Origin of the sequence: Bremerella sp. TYQ1, assembly GCF_020150455.1 — a bacterium.
GTDB classification, from domain to species: Bacteria; Planctomycetota; Planctomycetia; order Pirellulales; family Pirellulaceae; genus Bremerella; species Bremerella volcania_A.
Window position 1 is genome coordinate 2,473,863 of the sequence record NZ_CP083740.1, and the last position, 17,714, is coordinate 2,491,576.

General features: G+C 54.8%; 14 protein-coding genes. 8 read left to right on the forward strand and 6 right to left on the reverse strand.

Features of this window, described 5'->3' with window-relative positions; translation table 11 throughout:
• Positions 1-187 precede the first annotated feature (187 nt).
• From LA756_RS09525 to LA756_RS09545, 5 genes are all read left to right on the forward strand, one after another.
• A complete protein-coding gene (locus tag LA756_RS09525; RefSeq protein WP_224439640.1) occupies positions 188-1,594 on the forward strand; it encodes a Gfo/Idh/MocA family protein in 1,407 nt (468 codons plus the stop codon).
• Positions 1,595-1,840: 246 nt separating this feature from the next.
• A complete protein-coding gene (locus tag LA756_RS09530; RefSeq protein WP_224439641.1) occupies positions 1,841-2,650 on the forward strand; it encodes an SDR family oxidoreductase in 810 nt (269 codons plus the stop codon).
• 133 nt (positions 2,651-2,783) lie between these two features.
• Positions 2,784-4,196, forward strand: coding sequence for a sulfatase (locus LA756_RS09535; protein WP_224439642.1), 1,413 nt, complete (start codon positions 2,784-2,786; stop codon positions 4,194-4,196).
• Between the two features lie 35 nt (positions 4,197-4,231).
• The gene (gene xylA / locus LA756_RS09540; protein WP_224439643.1) at positions 4,232-5,542 is read left to right on the forward strand and encodes a xylose isomerase; all 1,311 of its coding nucleotides are present in this window, start codon (positions 4,232-4,234) and stop codon (positions 5,540-5,542) included.
• Between the two features lie 132 nt (positions 5,543-5,674).
• On the forward strand, positions 5,675-7,180 hold the full coding sequence (locus LA756_RS09545) for a PAS domain S-box protein (RefSeq protein ID WP_224439644.1): 1,506 nt from the start codon (positions 5,675-5,677) through the stop codon (positions 7,178-7,180).
• Between the two features lie 24 nt (positions 7,181-7,204).
• Here LA756_RS09545 and LA756_RS09550 read toward each other — a convergent pair whose 3' ends face one another.
• The 4 genes from LA756_RS09550 to LA756_RS09565 all read right to left on the reverse strand — a co-directional run bounded on the left by LA756_RS09550 (position 7,205) and on the right by LA756_RS09565 (position 11,316).
• On the reverse strand, positions 7,205-9,400 hold the full coding sequence (locus LA756_RS09550) for a chemotaxis protein CheA (RefSeq protein WP_224439645.1): 2,196 nt from the start codon (positions 9,398-9,400) through the stop codon (positions 7,205-7,207).
• A 40-nt stretch (positions 9,401-9,440) separates the two neighbouring features.
• Positions 9,441-9,911: a response regulator gene (locus tag LA756_RS09555; RefSeq protein ID WP_224439646.1), complete on the reverse strand. Its 471-nt coding sequence runs from the start codon at positions 9,909-9,911 to the stop codon at positions 9,441-9,443.
• A gap of 136 nt (positions 9,912-10,047) precedes the next feature.
• Positions 10,048-10,668: an HAD family phosphatase gene (locus LA756_RS09560; RefSeq protein ID WP_224439647.1), complete on the reverse strand. Its 621-nt coding sequence runs from the start codon at positions 10,666-10,668 to the stop codon at positions 10,048-10,050.
• 15 nt (positions 10,669-10,683) lie between these two features.
• Entirely contained in the window at positions 10,684-11,316 is a 633-nt protein-coding gene (locus LA756_RS09565) for a DUF1080 domain-containing protein (protein WP_224439648.1), read from the reverse strand.
• A gap of 193 nt (positions 11,317-11,509) precedes the next feature.
• Between LA756_RS09565 and ilvD the strand changes: the two genes are divergently transcribed.
• From ilvD to LA756_RS09580, 3 genes are all read left to right on the forward strand, one after another.
• Positions 11,510-13,228 (forward strand): dihydroxy-acid dehydratase, encoded by a 1,719-nt coding sequence (gene ilvD / locus LA756_RS09570; protein ID WP_224439649.1) that lies wholly within the window; start codon positions 11,510-11,512, stop codon positions 13,226-13,228.
• Positions 13,229-13,316: 88 nt separating this feature from the next.
• Positions 13,317-13,568 (forward strand): hypothetical protein, encoded by a 252-nt coding sequence (locus LA756_RS09575; RefSeq protein WP_224439650.1) that lies wholly within the window; start codon positions 13,317-13,319, stop codon positions 13,566-13,568.
• Between the two features lie 4 nt (positions 13,569-13,572).
• Positions 13,573-14,157, forward strand: a complete 585-nt coding sequence (locus tag LA756_RS09580) for a hypothetical protein (protein WP_224439651.1) — start codon at positions 13,573-13,575, stop codon at positions 14,155-14,157.
• A 10-nt stretch (positions 14,158-14,167) separates the two neighbouring features.
• Here the strand turns inward: LA756_RS09580 and LA756_RS09585 are convergent, their stop codons facing one another.
• Together LA756_RS09585 and LA756_RS09590 are read right to left on the reverse strand one after the other, a co-directional pair.
• Entirely contained in the window at positions 14,168-16,522 is a 2,355-nt protein-coding gene (locus tag LA756_RS09585; protein WP_224439652.1) for an alpha/beta hydrolase-fold protein, read from the reverse strand.
• Positions 16,523-16,788: 266 nt separating this feature from the next.
• Positions 16,789-17,706 (reverse strand): DUF1559 domain-containing protein, encoded by a 918-nt coding sequence (locus LA756_RS09590; RefSeq protein WP_261362099.1) that lies wholly within the window; start codon positions 17,704-17,706, stop codon positions 16,789-16,791.
• Between the last annotated feature and the right edge of the window lie 8 nt (positions 17,707-17,714).

Genomic DNA, 17,714 nt, shown 5'->3' on the forward strand with positions numbered 1-17,714 from the left:
TTGATTTTTATGGCACCGCGGCCATGAAATCAGTATTATAAAGGCCCCTATTCCATTACTTCCGGTTAAGCCGGGCCGTTTTTCCCTTACCCCATCAACGGGGAAAACCGTTCCCGTGCCATCCACGGATTACCACACCTGTGGAAACCATTCCTACCTTTGCCCATTCTCCCTGGGAGTCACCACTTTGAGTCCACGATCTGATCGCCGAACGTTTTTGAAGTCGTCCGCGGCCGGAGCTGCGGCAATGTCGGTTCCTTATATCTTCACCAGTCAGCCCGCGATGGCCGACGAGCAGAAGGCCAACGAAGCCAACGACCGTCCTTTAGTCGGTTGCATCGGCACCGGCAGCCGTTGGAATGCTGTCGGTCCGAACGCCATGCAATTGGGCGACGTCGTGGCAGTTTGCGACGTGGATGCGAACCACGCCAATGCGGCGAAGAAGAAGACCCTCGAGATTCAAAAGAAGCGTGGCGTGGAACGCGACGTTGACGTTTACGAAGACTATCAGAAGATCCTCGACCGGAACGATATCGAGATTGTCACCATTGTGACGACCGATCACTGGCACTCAAAGATCGCCATCGAAGCGATGAAAGCCGGGAAAGATGTCTACTGCGAAAAGCCGCTTACTCTGACCATCGACGAAGGCAAAAAGATCTGCCAGGTCGCCAAAGAAACCGGCCGAGTCTTCCAAGTCGGTACCCAGCAGCGAAGCGAAATGGGCCTCCGATTTCTGCAGGCCATCGCACTGATTCGGGATGGACGCATTGGCGACATTGAGCATATCGCGGTTGCCATCGGTGGATCGCCCAGCAGCGGCGAGATCCCTGTGACCGATGTCCCCAGCCATTTGAACTGGGAAAAGTGGCTCGGTCAGGCCCCCATGGTCGACTACCGCTACATGAAAGAAGGCAAGCATGCCAAGACGCGTTGCCACTACGAATTCCGCTGGTGGTACGAATACTCAGGCGGCAAGCTGACCGACTGGGGTGCTCACCATGTCGACATCGCCCAGTGGGGTCTCGACCAGGTCGGCGACGGGCAAGGTCCTACCTCGATCGAACCGATCTATGCCAAGCATCCTGTCGAATTCAAAGATGGCATGCCGCAGCAAGACGATCGCTACAACTGTGCAACCAACTTCCATGTCAAAGCGACGTTCGGCAACGGCGTGGTGATGGACATCAAAGATTCGCACGACGATCTGGGCTTCGGCAACGGCATTCTGTTTACAGGCTCGAAGGGACGCTTCCTAGTCAATCGCGGCAAGATTGTCGGTTCGCCGATTGATGAACTGAAAGACAATCCGCTGCCGGAAAACGCCATTGCCGAAGTTTACGGCGGTGCAATGCCGGCCAAGAGCAACGCCCACATGGCGAACTTCTTCGAATGCGTGAAAACGCGGAAGCTGCCGATCTCGGACGTCTTTACGCATCATCGCGCGTTGACGACGTGCCATCTGTCCAACATCGCTATTCGCTTGAACCGCTCGCTGAAGTGGGATCCGAAGAGCGAACAGATTATCGGCGACGATCAAGCCAATGCGATGCAGGCCCGCGAAGCCCGCAAAGGTTACGAGGTTACCGCCTAGTCGCGATCGACTCGTCACACTCCCCTGCCCCTGGTTCGAGATTGCCTCGGACCAGGGGTTTTTATTTGTGAGCTACATCACATAGCGACAAAGCGGAACCGAGCCGTTTGATTTGCCAACGCCGCCCATGGATATTTCGTGTCCGCTTTCCACAGAGAGGGTAAGAAATGCTGACCGGCGTGGTATAACTTAGTGATCTAAAATCCCCACTTTGATTCGCACTCTTCGAGACATAGAACGACAACGGTGACGTACTGGCAGGATAAAGTCGCGGTGGTAACCGGGGCCTCGCAAGGTTTTGGGAAAGCTCTCGCAACGACACTCGTTCAGCAAGGATGCCATGTAGTTTTGGTAGCGCGTGACGCCACCAAATTGACGGCGACCGCAACGGAGATCGACCCGGGCGGCATCCATACGCTGTGCGTGCCGACCGATGTGACCAACGACGACGCGGTAACAGAACTGTTCGAGCAAGTTCGGCAAAAGCATGGCAAGCTGAACGCATTGTTCAACATTGCCGGCGTCAGCTCGCGAGGTTTGGTCTGCGAGACGTCGATCGACGAGTTTCTCTGCTCATACGACTTGAACGTTCTTTCCGCGGTTCGCTGCGTGCAAGGGGCACGGCCTCTGCTGGCCGAGTCAAAGGGGCACATCGTCAACATGGGCTCGCTGGCTTCGAAGAGTGCGTCGAAGTTCATTGGGCCGTACGCCGCGTCAAAGTTCGCCCTTGCCGGGGTCAATCATCAACTGCGGCTGGAACTTGCCGAAGCCAACATCCACGTAATGCTAGTTTGCCCTGGCCCGATTGCCCGAGAAGATGCCGGCCAGCGTTACGACGCCGAAGCGACCGACCTGCCCGATTCGGCTCGCAAACCTGGCGCCGGGGTGAAAGTCAAAGCGATCGATCCTTCCAAGTTAGCGGCGAAGGTTCTCAAGGGTTGTGAAAAACGTCAGACCGAAATCGTCATTCCTGGCAAAGCACGACTGCTGTTCGCAATCGCGCAGCTTTCTGGAGCCTGGGGAGACTGGGTTTTACGTCAATTCACGTCTTCCTGATCCTGGCGAAAACGCTTGGAAAATTTCTAAGATCTGTGCGAGTTCGATTGGTTGAATCGGGCTCTCGGAGGGCTTATCATGGCGTGCACCTACCCTCCCGTTCGCGCTTTTCTTCCATCCCCCGAGAAACCTCATGATTCGCCATCCACAAACGTTGGTGCTTCGCTTCGCGCTGTGTGCGTCGTTCCTCGCATGCAGTGTCGGTATGCTTCGCGCTCAAGAGACTTCCGAAACTCGTAAACCGAACTTTGTCGTCATCTTCTGCGATGACTTGGGCTACGGCGATTTGGGATGCTTTGGCAACCCGACAATTCGTACGACGTCGCTCGACCGCATGGCCGCCGAAGGCATGAAATTCACGCAGTTCTACGTGGCGGCGTCGGTTTGCACGCCGAGCCGTGCGGGGCTGATGACAGGGCGTCTGCCGTGTCGCAACGGCATGTGCAGCAACAAGCGTCGTGTGCTGTTCCCTAACTCCAACGGTGGTATTCCGGCCGAAGAGCTAACGCTGGCGGAAGCATTGCAAGAGGGTGGCTACGCGACAGCATGCATCGGCAAATGGCACCTCGGTCATCACAAACAGTTTTTGCCGACGAACAACGGCTTCGATTATTACTTCGGCATTCCATACTCGAACGACATGGACCGTGTCGCCGACGCACCGAAGGGACGCATCGCGCATTTTGCTCCGAAAGTGGAATACTTCAACGTTCCTTTAATGCGGAACGAAGAGATCATCGAGCGACCAGCCGACCAAACGACCATCACGCGGCGTTACACCGAAGAGACCGTCAAATTCATCGACGAGAACCAGGACAAGCCGTTCTTTGTGTACCTGGCCCATTCGATGCCGCACATTCCGCTGTTTCGTTCGCCTGAGTTTGAAGGAGTAAGCCGTCGCGGATACTACGGTGACGTGATCGAAGAAATCGATTGGAGCGTCGGCCAAGTGCTGCAGAAACTGCGTGACACAGGCCTCGATAAAAACACGTTGGTCGTCTTCACGAGCGACAACGGACCATGGCTCATCTACAAAGATCACGGCGGAACGGCCGGCTTGCTGCGTGATGGCAAGGGAAGCACGTTTGAAGGTGGCATGCGCGAGCCGACGATTTTCTGGTGGCCAGAAACGATTCCCCAGGCATCGGTTGCCATGGACATCGGCAGCACGATGGACTTGATGGCGACGTTCACATCGCTCGCTGGCGTACAGCTTCCCCCAGATCGTCCTTTCGACAGCTACGACTTAACACCGGTGCTAAAGCAAACCGGCAAAAGCAAACGCGAAACGATCTTTTACTATCGCGGCTACGAATTGATGGCCGTGCGTCATGGTGCGTGGAAGATGCATTTAAAGACGCAAACTGGCTATGGGCAACCGAAAGCCGAAGTTCACAATCCGCCATTGGTCTACAACTTGGAAGAAGACCCAGGCGAAACCCGCAACGTAGCCAACGACTATCCGCACGTGATTCATGCACTCAATCAAGTGATTCGCGAACACCAAAAGGAAATGGTGTTCGCCGATTCCCAACTCGAACTGTAAGCGACAACACTTCACACCCCTAACTGGAAGAAACCATGACCGCTTTTCCTGAAGTCGGAAAAATCGAATACGAAGGCCCCGAGTCGCGCAATCCGCTTGCATTCCGCTGGTACAACCCAGACGAAGTCGTTGAAGGCAAGACCATGAAGGAGCACTTCCGCTTCAGCGTGGTTTATTGGCACACGTTCCGCGGTACCGGCGCCGATCCGTTCGGTCCTGGAACAGCCGTTCGCCCTTGGGACGATGGCACCGACTCGGTCGAGAACGCCGTCAATCGTGTGAAAGTCGCTTTCGAGTTCATCGAAAAGCTGGGCGCACCGTACTATGCGTTCCACGACCGTGACGTGGCTCCCGAAGGTGCCAACTTGAAGGAAACCTACAAGAACTTTGACACCGTCGTCGCCGCTTTGCAGGAAGAGCAAGAACGTACCGGCATCAAACTGCTGTGGGGTACGGCCAACATGTTCAGCAATCCACGCTTCATGCATGGTGCTGCGACAAGCTGTAACGCCGACGCGTTCGCCTATGCCGCTTGTAGCGTGAAGAAGGCCTTGGAAGTCACCAAGCAATTGGGCGGCGAGAACTATGTCTTCTGGGGCGGTCGGGAAGGTTACCAGAACCTGCTCAACACCGACATGAAGCGCGAGCTGGATCACTTGGCGAAGTTCTTCCACATGGCGGTCGACTACGCTAAGGAAATCGGCTTCACCGGTCAGTTCCTCATCGAGCCCAAGCCGAAAGAGCCGACCAAGCATCAGTACGATTTCGACGCGGCAAACTGCCTGGCGTTTCTCAAGTCGTACGACTTGGACAAGCACTTCAAGATGAACCTGGAAACGAACCATGCCACGCTCGCTGGGCACACGATGCAGCACGAGCTGGAATACTGCGGCGCGAACGGTATCCTCGGTTCGATCGACGCGAACACCGGCGACTTGCTGTTGGGCTGGGATACCGATCAATTCCCGACCAACTATTACCTGACCACCGAATGCATGCTTTCCATCTTGAAGTATGGCGGCTTGGGTAGCGGCGGTGTGAACTTCGACGCGAAAGTGCGCCGCGAAAGCTTCGATCCGATCGACTTGTTCTATGCCCACGTCGGTGGCATGGACGCGTTTGCCAAGGGCTTGAAGGTCGCCGCAGCGATCCGTGCCGATGGCAAGCTGGACGAGTTCGTCAAACAGCGATACTCCAGCTGGGATTCCGGCGTCGGTGCCGATATTGAATCTGGCAAACACGATTTCAAGACGCTCGAAGCTTACATGCTGGAAAAAGGCGAAGTCAGCCCGAACGAAAGCGGACGGCAGGAATTGCTGGAACATATCTTCAACATGTACCTGTAATACCCGCAAAGTGGGGCCCATTGGCCTCCCGCAAAATGGATGAATAACTAGAATGGATTGTCGACCTGCGGGGCGGCAATCCATTTTTATTGTTGCGGCCCCCCACATCTCATCGGCGGAAGGGGATCGGACGTGCAACCAGAGAAAGACAGCTGTTATCGCGGAGAAACGGCCGAGACAAGAGCTTGGCACGCCGCCGAAGTCGAACAGGAAAACAAGCGTCTCAAGCAGCGCGTCGCCGAGCTAGAGCACATTCTGGAATCGGCCCCTGTCTATGTTGTGACGATTACGCCTGAGGGCGAACTCACGTTCCTCAACCGCTATCCGCAGAACCTCTACAACAATGTGCTCGGCCGTAACGTGCGCGAGTTCGTTTCACCCGAAGATGGTGTCGTTCTGGAAAAAGCGATTGAACGAGCCCTCTCAGAAAACAAGCTCCAGCAAGTCTGGGTTCGCAGCGTTGCTTCCGACACGATCCAGCAAACTCGCTACGCTCCGATGACTACGCTGGATGGTAAACCAGGGATCATCGGTGTCACGTTTGATGCGACGGTCGAACAAGAGCATGTCTCGTCGCTACAGAAGAGCAAAGAGGAAATCGAAGCGGCACTGAACGAGAGCGACAAGCGTTTCCAAATTATGGTGGAAACGACTCCTGTCCCTGTCGTGATTTCCGACATGGAAACAGGCCGCGTACTGTGTGGCAACGAAGCATTGGCCACAGCGTTCGATACGCCGCATGAAACACTACAGGAACAATTCACCGGCGACTTTTACGCCGACCCAGCCCAGCGACGCACGCTTGTCGAACGTGTTGCCAACGGTGACATCATTCGCGGCACCACCATGAAGCTGAAGACCGCGGAAGGGAAAGTTTGGTGGGCGGCCGTTTATCTCGACCGAATCATGTATGGTGGTCGTTCGGCGTTGCTGGCCTGCTTCCTCGACATTAGCGTTCGCAAGCAGCGTGAAGATGAAATCTTGCAGGACCGCAAAGCCCTTCGCCGACTGCTCGATACGAATGAGCGCGACCGTCGCCTGATCGCCTACGAGATTCATGATGGCGTTGTGCAAGACATGACAGGCGCGTTGATGTTCATGCAAACCGGTTTAAGCCTCGTTCCGTCGGAAACAGACGGGCACAACGAGATGAACCGTGGCTCGCAACTTCTGTCGAATGCGATCGGCGAAATCCGTCGGCTCCTCAATGGCTTGCGTCCGTTGAGCCTGGAAGAAGGAGGCGTGATCGCTGCGATTGACGATTTGATTACGCGGATGCACGAAGAAGGATTCCGCATCGAATTCGATCACGACGTGCAGTTCGATCGCCTGGCCCTTTCGCTGGAGATGGCCATCTATCGCACCGTGCAAGAGAGCATCAACAATGCTCGCCGACATAGCGGAACGGATCAGGCCTCGGTCGAGTTAGCTCAACAAGAGAACACGATCATCATTCGCGTGCATGACGCAGGATGTGGCTTCGATCCTGAGAAAATCAATCCGCGTCGCTGCGGCATTTCCGGGATTCACGAGCGAGCCAATTTGCTGGGAGGAAGTGCCGTCATCGATTCGGCACCGGGGCGAGGGACGAAGATCGAAGTCGCCCTGCCGTTCAGTGATTACGTCGAAAACGACTAAGTCGCCTCGCCGGCATGGCGTTCGTTAAGCAACGATACTTGGCGTCATCCCTTTAACCAGTTCCGGCACGCTGACGACGAGCGACAAATGACCGCCACCCAGTTGGGCAACGCCACCAATTCGGTTGCAGTTCTCCAGCAGGTTTTGCAGGTCGTTGACAACCACTTTGCGTTTGCCGATCACGCGATCGACCAACAAACACGCAGCCCCTTGCTTGCTGGCAACCAGGACGGCATGGTGCCGCTGTTTTTCTTCCCAGTTGGTGTCGTAGCAAAGTTCCATTTGCTCGGCGAGCGACATGACCGAAACCGTTTGCCCGCGAACGACCGTCATCGGCAATCCGTGGCATGTCTTGATGTCGGCGGCATCGATTTCCATCACTTCGCGAATGTTTTCAAATGGCAAGACGAACTGCTCTTTGTCGGCCCCAACCAACAGACCTTCAATGACCAGCACGGCCTGGCGAATTGGAATCTCGATGGTGAATGTCGTCCCAACACCAACGGCCGATTTAACATGCACGTCGCCGTCGTGATCGCGTATGGTCGTACGCACCACATCCATACCGACACCACGGCCGGAAACGTCGGTGATTTTTTCGGCGGTCGAGAAGCCAGGGTGGAAGATCAGATCGACTGCCTCGGCGTCTGACATGTTGTTCAGTTGCTCGATCGGCATGATCTTCTTATCGATCGCCTTTTGGCGAATGCGTGCCGCATCGATACCACGGCCATCATCCTGAATGGTAATGACGACATGCGTACGAGTCGTTTCTGCTTTGATCCACAGATTGCCAGCCTCACCGACACCTCGAGCGAGACGTTCTTCCGGCGTTTCAATGGCATGGTCGGCCACGTTCCGAATCATGTGGGTCAGTGGCGAATCGAGGTCTTCGATCAACGACTTGTCGACTTCGACTTCATCTCCTTCGATATGAACGTCGATCTGTTTGCCCAAGTCGCTGGCCAGCTTTCGAGCCATCGGCGGAAACTTCGACAGCAATCCACGCACAGGGACTTTTCGCAGGGAAACGACACTCTTTTGCAGTTCGTTGGCCTGAGTCGAGAAGGTGACGTTGATCTGACGTAACTCTTCGACCAGTTCGCCAATCGTCTCTGAGACCGCCATCCGACTTTGAACATCCTTAAGCCGTTCGCACGTGATGAACAAAGCGGATACGTCGTCGAGGAATCGGTCGAGGTGATTTTCATTCACACGAATCGAACGAGCTCGCTTCGCTTGCGAGGCATTCGCGGAGGTGTTGTTTTCGGCTGGAGCCGCTGCTTCGGTCGGCTTCGTGGGCTCTGCTTCAGGTTCTGGCAAAGCGACCGGCTGCGGCTTGAAGTGCCCAATGACGGCCGCCGTTTGATCCCAAACGACCGACAACAACCCTTGATCGACACCAATGGGGCTCTCGTACAGAACTTTGAAATCTTTCAGAGCTGCTTGCAGCTTGGCTTGATCTTGCTCTTTACCATGTTGCTGGCAAAGCATTGCAAAATCGGCGAGGCGGTCGACGACCTGGTTTGAGTTATCGTCGTTCCAGGAACCATCGGCTGGCCAAACAAACGCTTTCGCAACGTCATGAATAAACGATGTCAGGTCTTGATCTTCCAACGCATACGACTCTTCCAAGACCGCGTCTGGCAGAATCGCTGCGCCTTCGTCGGCTGATTCCTCTTCTGCCGACTCACCTAGCAAACTGGTCAGCTTCTCCGACCAGCGTAGCGACTCCGGAAAACCAGCCGCATTCATTTCTAATGCCAACTCTTGCAGCTCGCGCAGCATGGCATCTTCGCTGGAGGCTCCCCCTTCGGAAGCCGAGGCCAGATCGGCAATGCGTTCCAGCAAAGCGAGCTCTTCGGTGGTCAGCTCATCCTGACAACTGTTTTGCTCGACTTGTTGCAGCAAAGAGTTCAACCGATCGAACGCATCGATCAGCGCACGGTTTAAGTCTTCCGTGAGGGTCAGCTTTTGATTACGAATATCGTCGAGTGTGTTTTCCACGGAGTGGGCGAACTTCTTGATCGCCGATAGCCCGAAGAACCCGGCGTTCCCCTTAATGGAGTGCACTGTCCGGAACACGCCGTTGATCGGATCCGCATTGGCCGGATTAGCCAGGTAGGCGGTAATTTGATCGGCAAGTCCATGCATCGAGTGCAGCGATTCATCGATGAACGCTAACAGCAATTCGTCGTTGGTATCCACTTGATTCGACATGATATACGTGGGGGTTCGTGGGGTATCTGAGAAGAAATTCCTAGCGAGCCGTTGCCACCCGGGTATCGCCCAATTCGCTTAGCCTTCGGTTCTGCAACTCGTGAAGCGATCGCCACCAGCGTTCCGCTTTGACGAATGTTGCATCCAAGGCATCGACCAGGGGCGCGAAGTCGGTCATTGGCTTGAAGAAACAGGCTTCCGCACCGCCGCGAAGCGATTCCAAAACCGTCATCTGCGACACAAGCCCAGTCATCATGATGACCTGAATGCCGCCGTCGTACGATTTGATTTCGTTAAGCAGTTCTAAACCATTCAGCCGCGGCATATCGATGTCGAGAATGCAAACGCGACAGTTATGATTCAACAGGTGTTTTAGTGCCGATTCAGGTCGCGAAAGCGACGTCACTTCGTAGCCGGCACTCGTCAAACGACGATTCACAAGTTTCAAGAACGTCTCGTCGTCGTCGACGTGCAGCACTTGCTTCTGTAACGATGGTGATACGGATGCCATCTATATGCCCCAATTCCATTGACAAAGCGCATTGATAAATCTGGGCAAAGTTAGGTTAGAATCGGCCGGTCGCAAGTCGAAACTTTCCCGCGACAGAAAAGCTTCCCCACAGGAGTGGAATCGGGCAGTCCGACCGTTAGAAAGAGACGCCGCGGGCCACCAAAGCGTCGTGCAGCGACTGCGGTCCCTGGAACAAAACGGCGTCATAACCGGCACGCTTGGCACCTTCGACATTATCGGCACGATCATCCACAAAGAAGATCGCTTCCGGAGAAACCCCACAAAGCTGTGCCGCTTGCAAGTAGATCTCTGCGTCTGGCTTCATCGCACTTAAGCGAAAGCTGAGAGCGTGAATTGGAAACAGATCGTGCAGAAAGGGAAACGGTTTTTCCAGGCAATATTCCCAATGGGCATCGCACGTGTTGGACAGTATGCCCAACCGATGCCCTGCGGCGTGCAGTCGCATGGCGATCTCCACGGACCCTGGAATCGGTTCGAAGATATGCGACGCGGCATGGCAGACGTCTTCCAACTTCGCGTCGACGTCGTAGCGGTCACACAGCCACCGATGAAGATCGAGCGTGGTGATCTCGCCCCGCTCGTATTTCCACTGTTCGCCGGAGTGGAAGACATCGTCGAGGATGACATCAGGAGTCGTCCCCAACACCTCGGCCAATTGCCGACATGCGATGTCGTGGTCGAAGTCGAGCAGGACTTTGCCGAGATCGAAATAGAAGAACTGCAGGGTGGAACTCATTTCCGCCGGGGCCGATTACAGCTTTTTCAAGCGAATGTTGCGATACCAGGCCTCGCACTTCGGCCCGGAATGAATCTGCAGGCCAATCACGCCAGACTGGGGAATGTTGTCGTCCGCTTCTTTATAGTCGACCGTTTTGACGTCGCCCACCCAGATTTGAATGTGCTTGCCTTGGGCTCGGATCTTGAGCGGGACAAACTCGTGCTTTTCCAGCACTTTCTTCACTTTGGTGGCATCCCCTTCAGCCAGAAATGTGCGGCGGCGTGACTCGTCGTACAGCGAGCCCCAAATTGGCTTGTCGCCGGCCCAGCCCATATCGCACTGATAGCCGATCACTTCGTGGTGGTCGGGAATTCGTTTGCTGCGGAACTGTATGCCGGCATTTTTGCCGTCGCCGACCAGCTTTGCTTCCAGAGTCAATTCAAAGTCGCCGAACTCTTGCTCGGTGCAGAGAAACTCATTGCGTGGGATATCTTGATCTAAACGCCCAGCGACGACGGCTCCATTTTCAATTCGAAACCAATCGAGGTTTCCTTCCCAGCCGGCGAAGGAGTTCTGATCGAAGAGCAGGTCGTCGTTCTGAGCCGTGGCAACGGCAGGCAAACCGATCGCCAGCAGGCAAACTAGCAGCGGAAAATAATTTTTCATACTTGCGGTGGGCTCCCAGGGAGGGTCGCACGGAAGAGTTGGGGGTTGGCCTTACGCTTAATTTTACCTCAACGTCATGCCTGGGGTCAGAGCAGAAGTTCCTGTAATTGCCCGGTTACGGCAGTTTTTCCGCAATTCCTACCGATCCTGGCAGCAATTCCGTTGTCTGGCTAAAATATCGGATTCCTTATTAATGTCTCCCGCCCCTCAAGTAAGTAGCAGGAACCGCCGCGTGTCCCAGCCCCTGAACAAGTACAGCTCGCGTATCACCCAACCCAAAAGCCAAGGTGCTTCCCAGGCCATGTTGTATGGAACCGGGATGACCGACGAAGACATGCAAAAGGCGCAAGTCGGCATTTGCAGCGTGTGGTACGAGGGCAACACCTGTAACATGCACCTGAACAAGCTGGGCGAAGAAGTCAAAAAGGGTGTCGTCGATGCTGATCTCGTCGGGATGCGGTTCAATACCATCGGCGTGAGCGACGGGATCTCGATGGGGACCGACGGGATGAGCTTCTCGTTGCAATCCCGCGACCTGATCGCCGACTCGATCGAAACGATCATGGGTGGCCAGTGGTACGACGCATTGGTCGCCATTCCTGGCTGCGATAAGAACATGCCAGGCTGCTTGATCGCGATGGGCCGACTCAACCGCCCTGCCCTGATGGTTTACGGCGGCACTATCAAGCCAGGGATCCGCAACGGCGACAAGCTGGACGTTGTGTCAGCATTCCAGTGCTACGGACAATATCTCGCGGGAACGATCACCGAGGACGAACGCAAGGAAATCGTTCGCAAGTCTTGCCCAGGGGCTGGTGCCTGCGGTGGGATGTACACCGCCAACACGATGGCCTCGGCCATTGAAGCGTTGGGCATGGCTCTGCCGTTCTCGGCGAGCATTCCAGCCGAAGCTCCGGAAAAGATCGAAGAATGTATCCGCGCCGGGGCGGCCGTTCGCAACTTGCTGGAAAAAGACATCAAGCCGCGCGACATCATGACGCGTGAAGCTTTCGAGAACGCCATGGTCATCGTGATGGCCCTGGGTGGTTCGACCAACGCCGTGTTGCATTTGATTGCCATGGCGCGCAGCGTCGACATCAATCTGACGCTCGACGATTGGCAAGCGGTGAGCGACCGTGTGCCGATGCTGGCCGACTTCAAACCGAGCGGTAAGTACGTTCAGGAAGATCTCCACAAGATCGGCGGTACTCCTGGCGTGATGAAATACCTCCTGAAGGAAGGGCTGCTCAACGGTGACTGCCTGACAGTAACCGGAAAGACGCTGGCAGAAAACTGCGCCGAAGTGCCTGACCTGACCGAAGGGCAAGACATTGTTCACCCATTGTCCGATCCGATCAAAAAGAACGGCCACCTTCAAATGCTCTTCGGCAGCCTGGCTCCGGAAGGTGCTGTCGCCAAGATCACCGGCAAAGAAGGCCTGCAATTCAGCGGCCCTGCGAAGGTGTTCGACTCGGAAGAAGACATGCTGCATGCCTTGGAAGACAAGAAGATTGTCAAAGGGGATGTGGTTGTCATTCGTTACGAAGGCCCCAAGGGTGGTCCTGGCATGCCAGAAATGCTAACGCCAACTTCCGCCATCATGGGTGCTGGGCTTGGTAAGGATGTGGCCCTGCTAACCGACGGTCGCTTTTCGGGCGGCTCGCATGGCTTCATCGTCGGCCATGTGACCCCGGAAGCCCAAGTGGGCGGTCCCATCGCATTGGCCCAAGATGGCGACACCATCACGATCGACGCCGACCGCCGCGTGATCGATTTGGAAGTCACGGAAGAAGAACTCGCCAAACGCAAAGAAGCCTGGGTCGCCCCGCCTTACAAAGTAAAACGCGGCACGCTCTACAAGTACATCAAAAACGTGAAGAGCGCCTCGGAAGGTTGCGTTACTGACGAGTAATCGCATTCGAGGCTTGGTAAAAGCTTGTTGCTAACTTTGGTCATCGGTAGAATCCGTCAATAGTCCTACCGACTTCATGAGGTTACCGATGACCCCTTACACGTTAGATACACATCCTGACGCTCTGGAATTCCAATTGCAGATGTTCAGAGGCATGACAGGTGAACAGCGCGCAAGCAAAGGGATTGCCCTGAGTGGTCTTATGGTTTCGATGGCCAAAAATGCCATCCGACGGCAGTTCCCTGAGTTCACCGAACAAGAGGTCGTCCTGAAATTCATCGAACTGAATTACGGTGATGATCTGGCAAGATCGGTGGAAACCCGTCTGAGGTCGGCGTAACGCCGTGAGCATTCCCAACGACTTAGTTACGGCGTTGCAAGCAGTCGTAACCACCTTGGACTCACATGGCATTCCGTATTACGTTGGTGGAAGCATTGCAAGTTCCTTTCATGGGGTTCCTCGCAGTACAATCGACGCCGATCTGGTCACCGACCTTCAGCTAGAACAGATCTCGCCGTTCTTTCGGGCAGTTAGCACAGAGTTCTATGCGAGTGAAGCAACGATGCGTGATGCGGTTCTTCGCAAATCATGCTTCAATCTGATTCATTTAGACACTGGATTTAAAATTGACATCTTCGTCCAGGAAGGTCGTCCCTATGATCGTTCTGCATTTTCTCGGGCACGGATCGACAGCTTAAGCCAAGACTATTCGCTCCGCGTGCGAATTTGTTCAGCGGAAGACAACATTCTCGCAAAACTGGCGTGGTATCGGGCCGGAGGAGAGACTTCGGAGCGTCAGTGGAACGATGTTCTTATGGTGGCGAAGATTCGCAAGACATCACTTGATTGGAACTACTTGCAAGACATGGCTGATGGGCTTTCGGTCGCTGACCTTCTGGCACGACTATTGAACGAATCCGAAACCTGACACCGCAATTCTACCGATCGTTGGTATCGACTTTCGCCCAAAACGGATGGAGTCGGTCGGCTCGGGTTCGGGCGTCTTCCAGCATTACTTCGGTAGAAGGCTCGACGCCGTTGCCATAATTTCGGCCGCCGTAGCTGACGGTCATTCGTTCGTCGAAATTGACGATGTCTGGCGTCAGGTAGATGTTCGCTTTTCCGGTGCCGCTGTTGACCAGAACGCCATTGGTGGCGAGGACCCTGGCAGAGATTTTAACAGGCGACTTTCGGGCTTCGGGATAGTTCGACGGCAGCACGATGCTGCGTTCCGGGAAGTCGCTTACTTCCAGCCAGAAGAAGAAGTTATCCCATGGCCGCATGGCGACCACTTCATATTCCTTCGGGAAGAACTGCCGCTTGTGCAAGTCCATCCAACGAAAGAGATCTTGAATTTCGTCCTGGAAGTGCTCGTGCCCTCGGCCGCGATATTCCACGATCGTTGTGTCGATATTCGTTTTCGTAAGATAGCGGTCGAAGTCACGCGAGTTCGTTTCTCGCTTGTTGCCGTCCAATTCGCCACAGACGAAATAGAGCGACACGTTTCGGGCATTCTCCCAGTAGCGTGCGATGTACTTGTCCGCTTTAGCGACAATCGGGATTACCCCGGCCCACAAATCGGGATGGGCCAGGCCGATGTCCCACGCAGCGTCGCCTCCCATCGAGTGACCGCTGAGAAAGACCCGATCGGTATCGATCGAAAAGTGTCGCAAAGCATGCCTAAGACTAAACAGCACCGCCGCATGCTCGTAGGCGGAATAGTTGTACTCGAACTGATGTTCTTCGGCCCAGATCGGTGCGATCACGATGTATCCGTTTCGCGCTGCCTGGCCGGTGCGAAGCTTTGCTTTTTCGCTGTGCGATCCAGCCCACCAGTCAATTTGCTGTTCGGCACTTGTGCCGGCTCCATGCAGAGTAACAATCGTCGGGTACTTGCGATAAGGATCGTACCCCTGCGGCAATTGCACGTAGTAGAAGAAGTCGGATCGACCGGGCACGCCTGGCACTCGCATGAGAAAATAGCCAGGGATCTCGGACGATGTTTCCGGCTCGGCATTCCAGAGGGGCGGTTTCATGAACTGGAGGATCTTCGCGACATATGCCGGAGCTCCGCCTTCCATACCCTTCAGCTTGTCGAGAATCGCTCGACGATCGACACCATCTTTGTTGCTGATGTACTCGCTCACCAAGTCCCGAGCCTCGTACACACTTAACGCGACCGCCATGTTTTCGAGCGAATCGTTGGGACCTAGAATCCATCCACTGATTGCCAGCGAGAGCTTCTCGTCGACCTTTAATTTGGGATCGTCCGAGAGCCGTAGATAAGGGCCAAGTCGCTCCATGTTGTTGATGTTCAGTTCCGCTTCGATTTCAGCGAGTGCCTTTTCCACGATCGGCTTTTGCGTAGGGTCGGTGAACTCCTCGAGATGCTCCTTCAGTTGCGTGAACATCGTATCGCGACGCTCGTAAGCCGTTTGATACTCGGTAAGCATCGACTTGACTTTCAACAGCGTCGCGCTGGCAACGTTTTTGTCCGGGAACTTGTTGAGCATCCCATAAGCCAAGTTGTGCTGTCCGGTATCTTTGCGAAGCTCGACTTCATCGATCAGGCTGGTCGCGCTGAGTTGGTTCAGTTCGTCGAACTGTTTGCCGAACTGCTGCTTGAGTTCGTCGAAGTCATTCATCAACGCCCCAAGCTCCGCAGCCGCGTCGCGATAACGTTCGGCTTGCAGATACAGACGTACGATCTGCAAGCGTTGAGCGGAATCTTGCGGATCGATGCGGCGCATCAGTATCTGGCTCAGCTTATCGCGCGGAATGCTACTCGTTCGGATTCGCATGTCCCAGACGTAGGGATTGTCGGCCATCAAGCCTTCCACACGCGTCCACTGCGGTGTGATCTCGGTGATCCCTTGAATCACGTCGATCGGTCCTCGGGCAGTTTGCATCGAGAAAATCCGGCGGCCAAATTCGTCCCATGGTGAAACACGAATGCCTTCTCCTACGGCGTGCACCGATCGTCCCGATGTCGCAACACGTTGATCGATCTTGACTCGTTCGACGGGAGTTGGAGCAGCCTCTTGAACGTCCTGAACCTGGTAAGTGGAAACGAACGTTCGTTTCAAGTCGTTATCGACGAAGACAATCAGTTCGTTATCGACTGCCCCAGCGGTGGGTGTCTTGAGCGGGTCGTCGCTCATGCTGGCGATCTTACCGACCGCACCTTCCAATCGCATACCATTTTTGAGTTCTACAATGGTGCCCCAAGACATTGCCGGAAAGCAAAGCCAAGCAGCACACAGCGTCAACAGAAAACGGGTCGATCGTTTCATAGATGCACGGAAGAGGGAAAAGGGATCGAAACTATTCATAGCAGTATAGATTAGGTCAAACCGGCGCAATCCCATCGAATTGGTCAACGCAGGTCTCTTTCCATTATCAAGGAAGCTGCCAGGGTGGCAATAAAATCGTTACAGATAGGCTATGTCTTACCCCCTTAAAGGCAAAAAATAAGGGGACAGCAACGGTCCAGTTTCCGTTGCTGCCCCCTATGCCTCGATTGAGAAGAGATAGAGAGAAGAGAATTCTTGTCGTTCAGTTAGAAATCGCCCAGCACGGCACCATCTTGGGTTGCCATCAGGTTTCGCCAGGTGTCGACCTGAATCGTTTCGGCGATGAAGCGTGCCGAACCATCACAAAGCGTCACTTGAACGCCACCAGGATGACGGCTGCGAGCCGCGAACATCGTAGGTGCACTCGATGTCGAAACATCGCACGGCAGATTCTTCTGCGGCAAGTTGTTGCAGTAACCGGCATCGTAAATACGATCAGGCTCGGTCGAGTTTGGCGTCTGGTAGCCGGTCACCGAACTGCCGTCGCCCCACCAGGAATAAGCTCGCAGGTCTTTTCCTTCCCCTTGCAGCTTCTCCGCAAACAGGATGGTGTTAGCCGTGCCGTCGGTGATGTCGCGGAAACCAAAATACTTGTCCGGAGAGTTGGTCGAAACATACGCGAATGGAGCCCCCTTGAACGTCACACTGTTGACCGTCCCCTGGGCGTAGCCGGTGTTGCCGTAGTTGGCACCATAGCTGTGCGATGTCACCGAACCGAGTGGGCGATTGGGCGTATCGCTCGGACATGTCAGCGCGTCGAGTTCAATCGTCGTTACATCGGTATTGTCCGCGCCGCTATAGCGTGAGTCACTCGTCGCAAACTTGTCGGTGATGTTGTAGTTCTCGTACATGGCCGATTGCTCGATGTACGGCAGAATCGACACTTGCCATGTTCCCCAACAGCAACCGTAGGTACCGCCAGGAAAGGAATTGTAGGTATCGTGATAGTTATGAATTGCGAGTCCCAACTGCTTTAAGTTGTTGGAACATTGCATTCGACGAGCCGCTTCTCGGGCTTGCTGGACCGCAGGTAACAAAAGTGCGATCAGCACACCAATGATGGCGATCACAACCAGAAGTTCAACGAGGGTGAAACCTCGCGTAGGACGCATGGAACGAAGCACAATAAAGC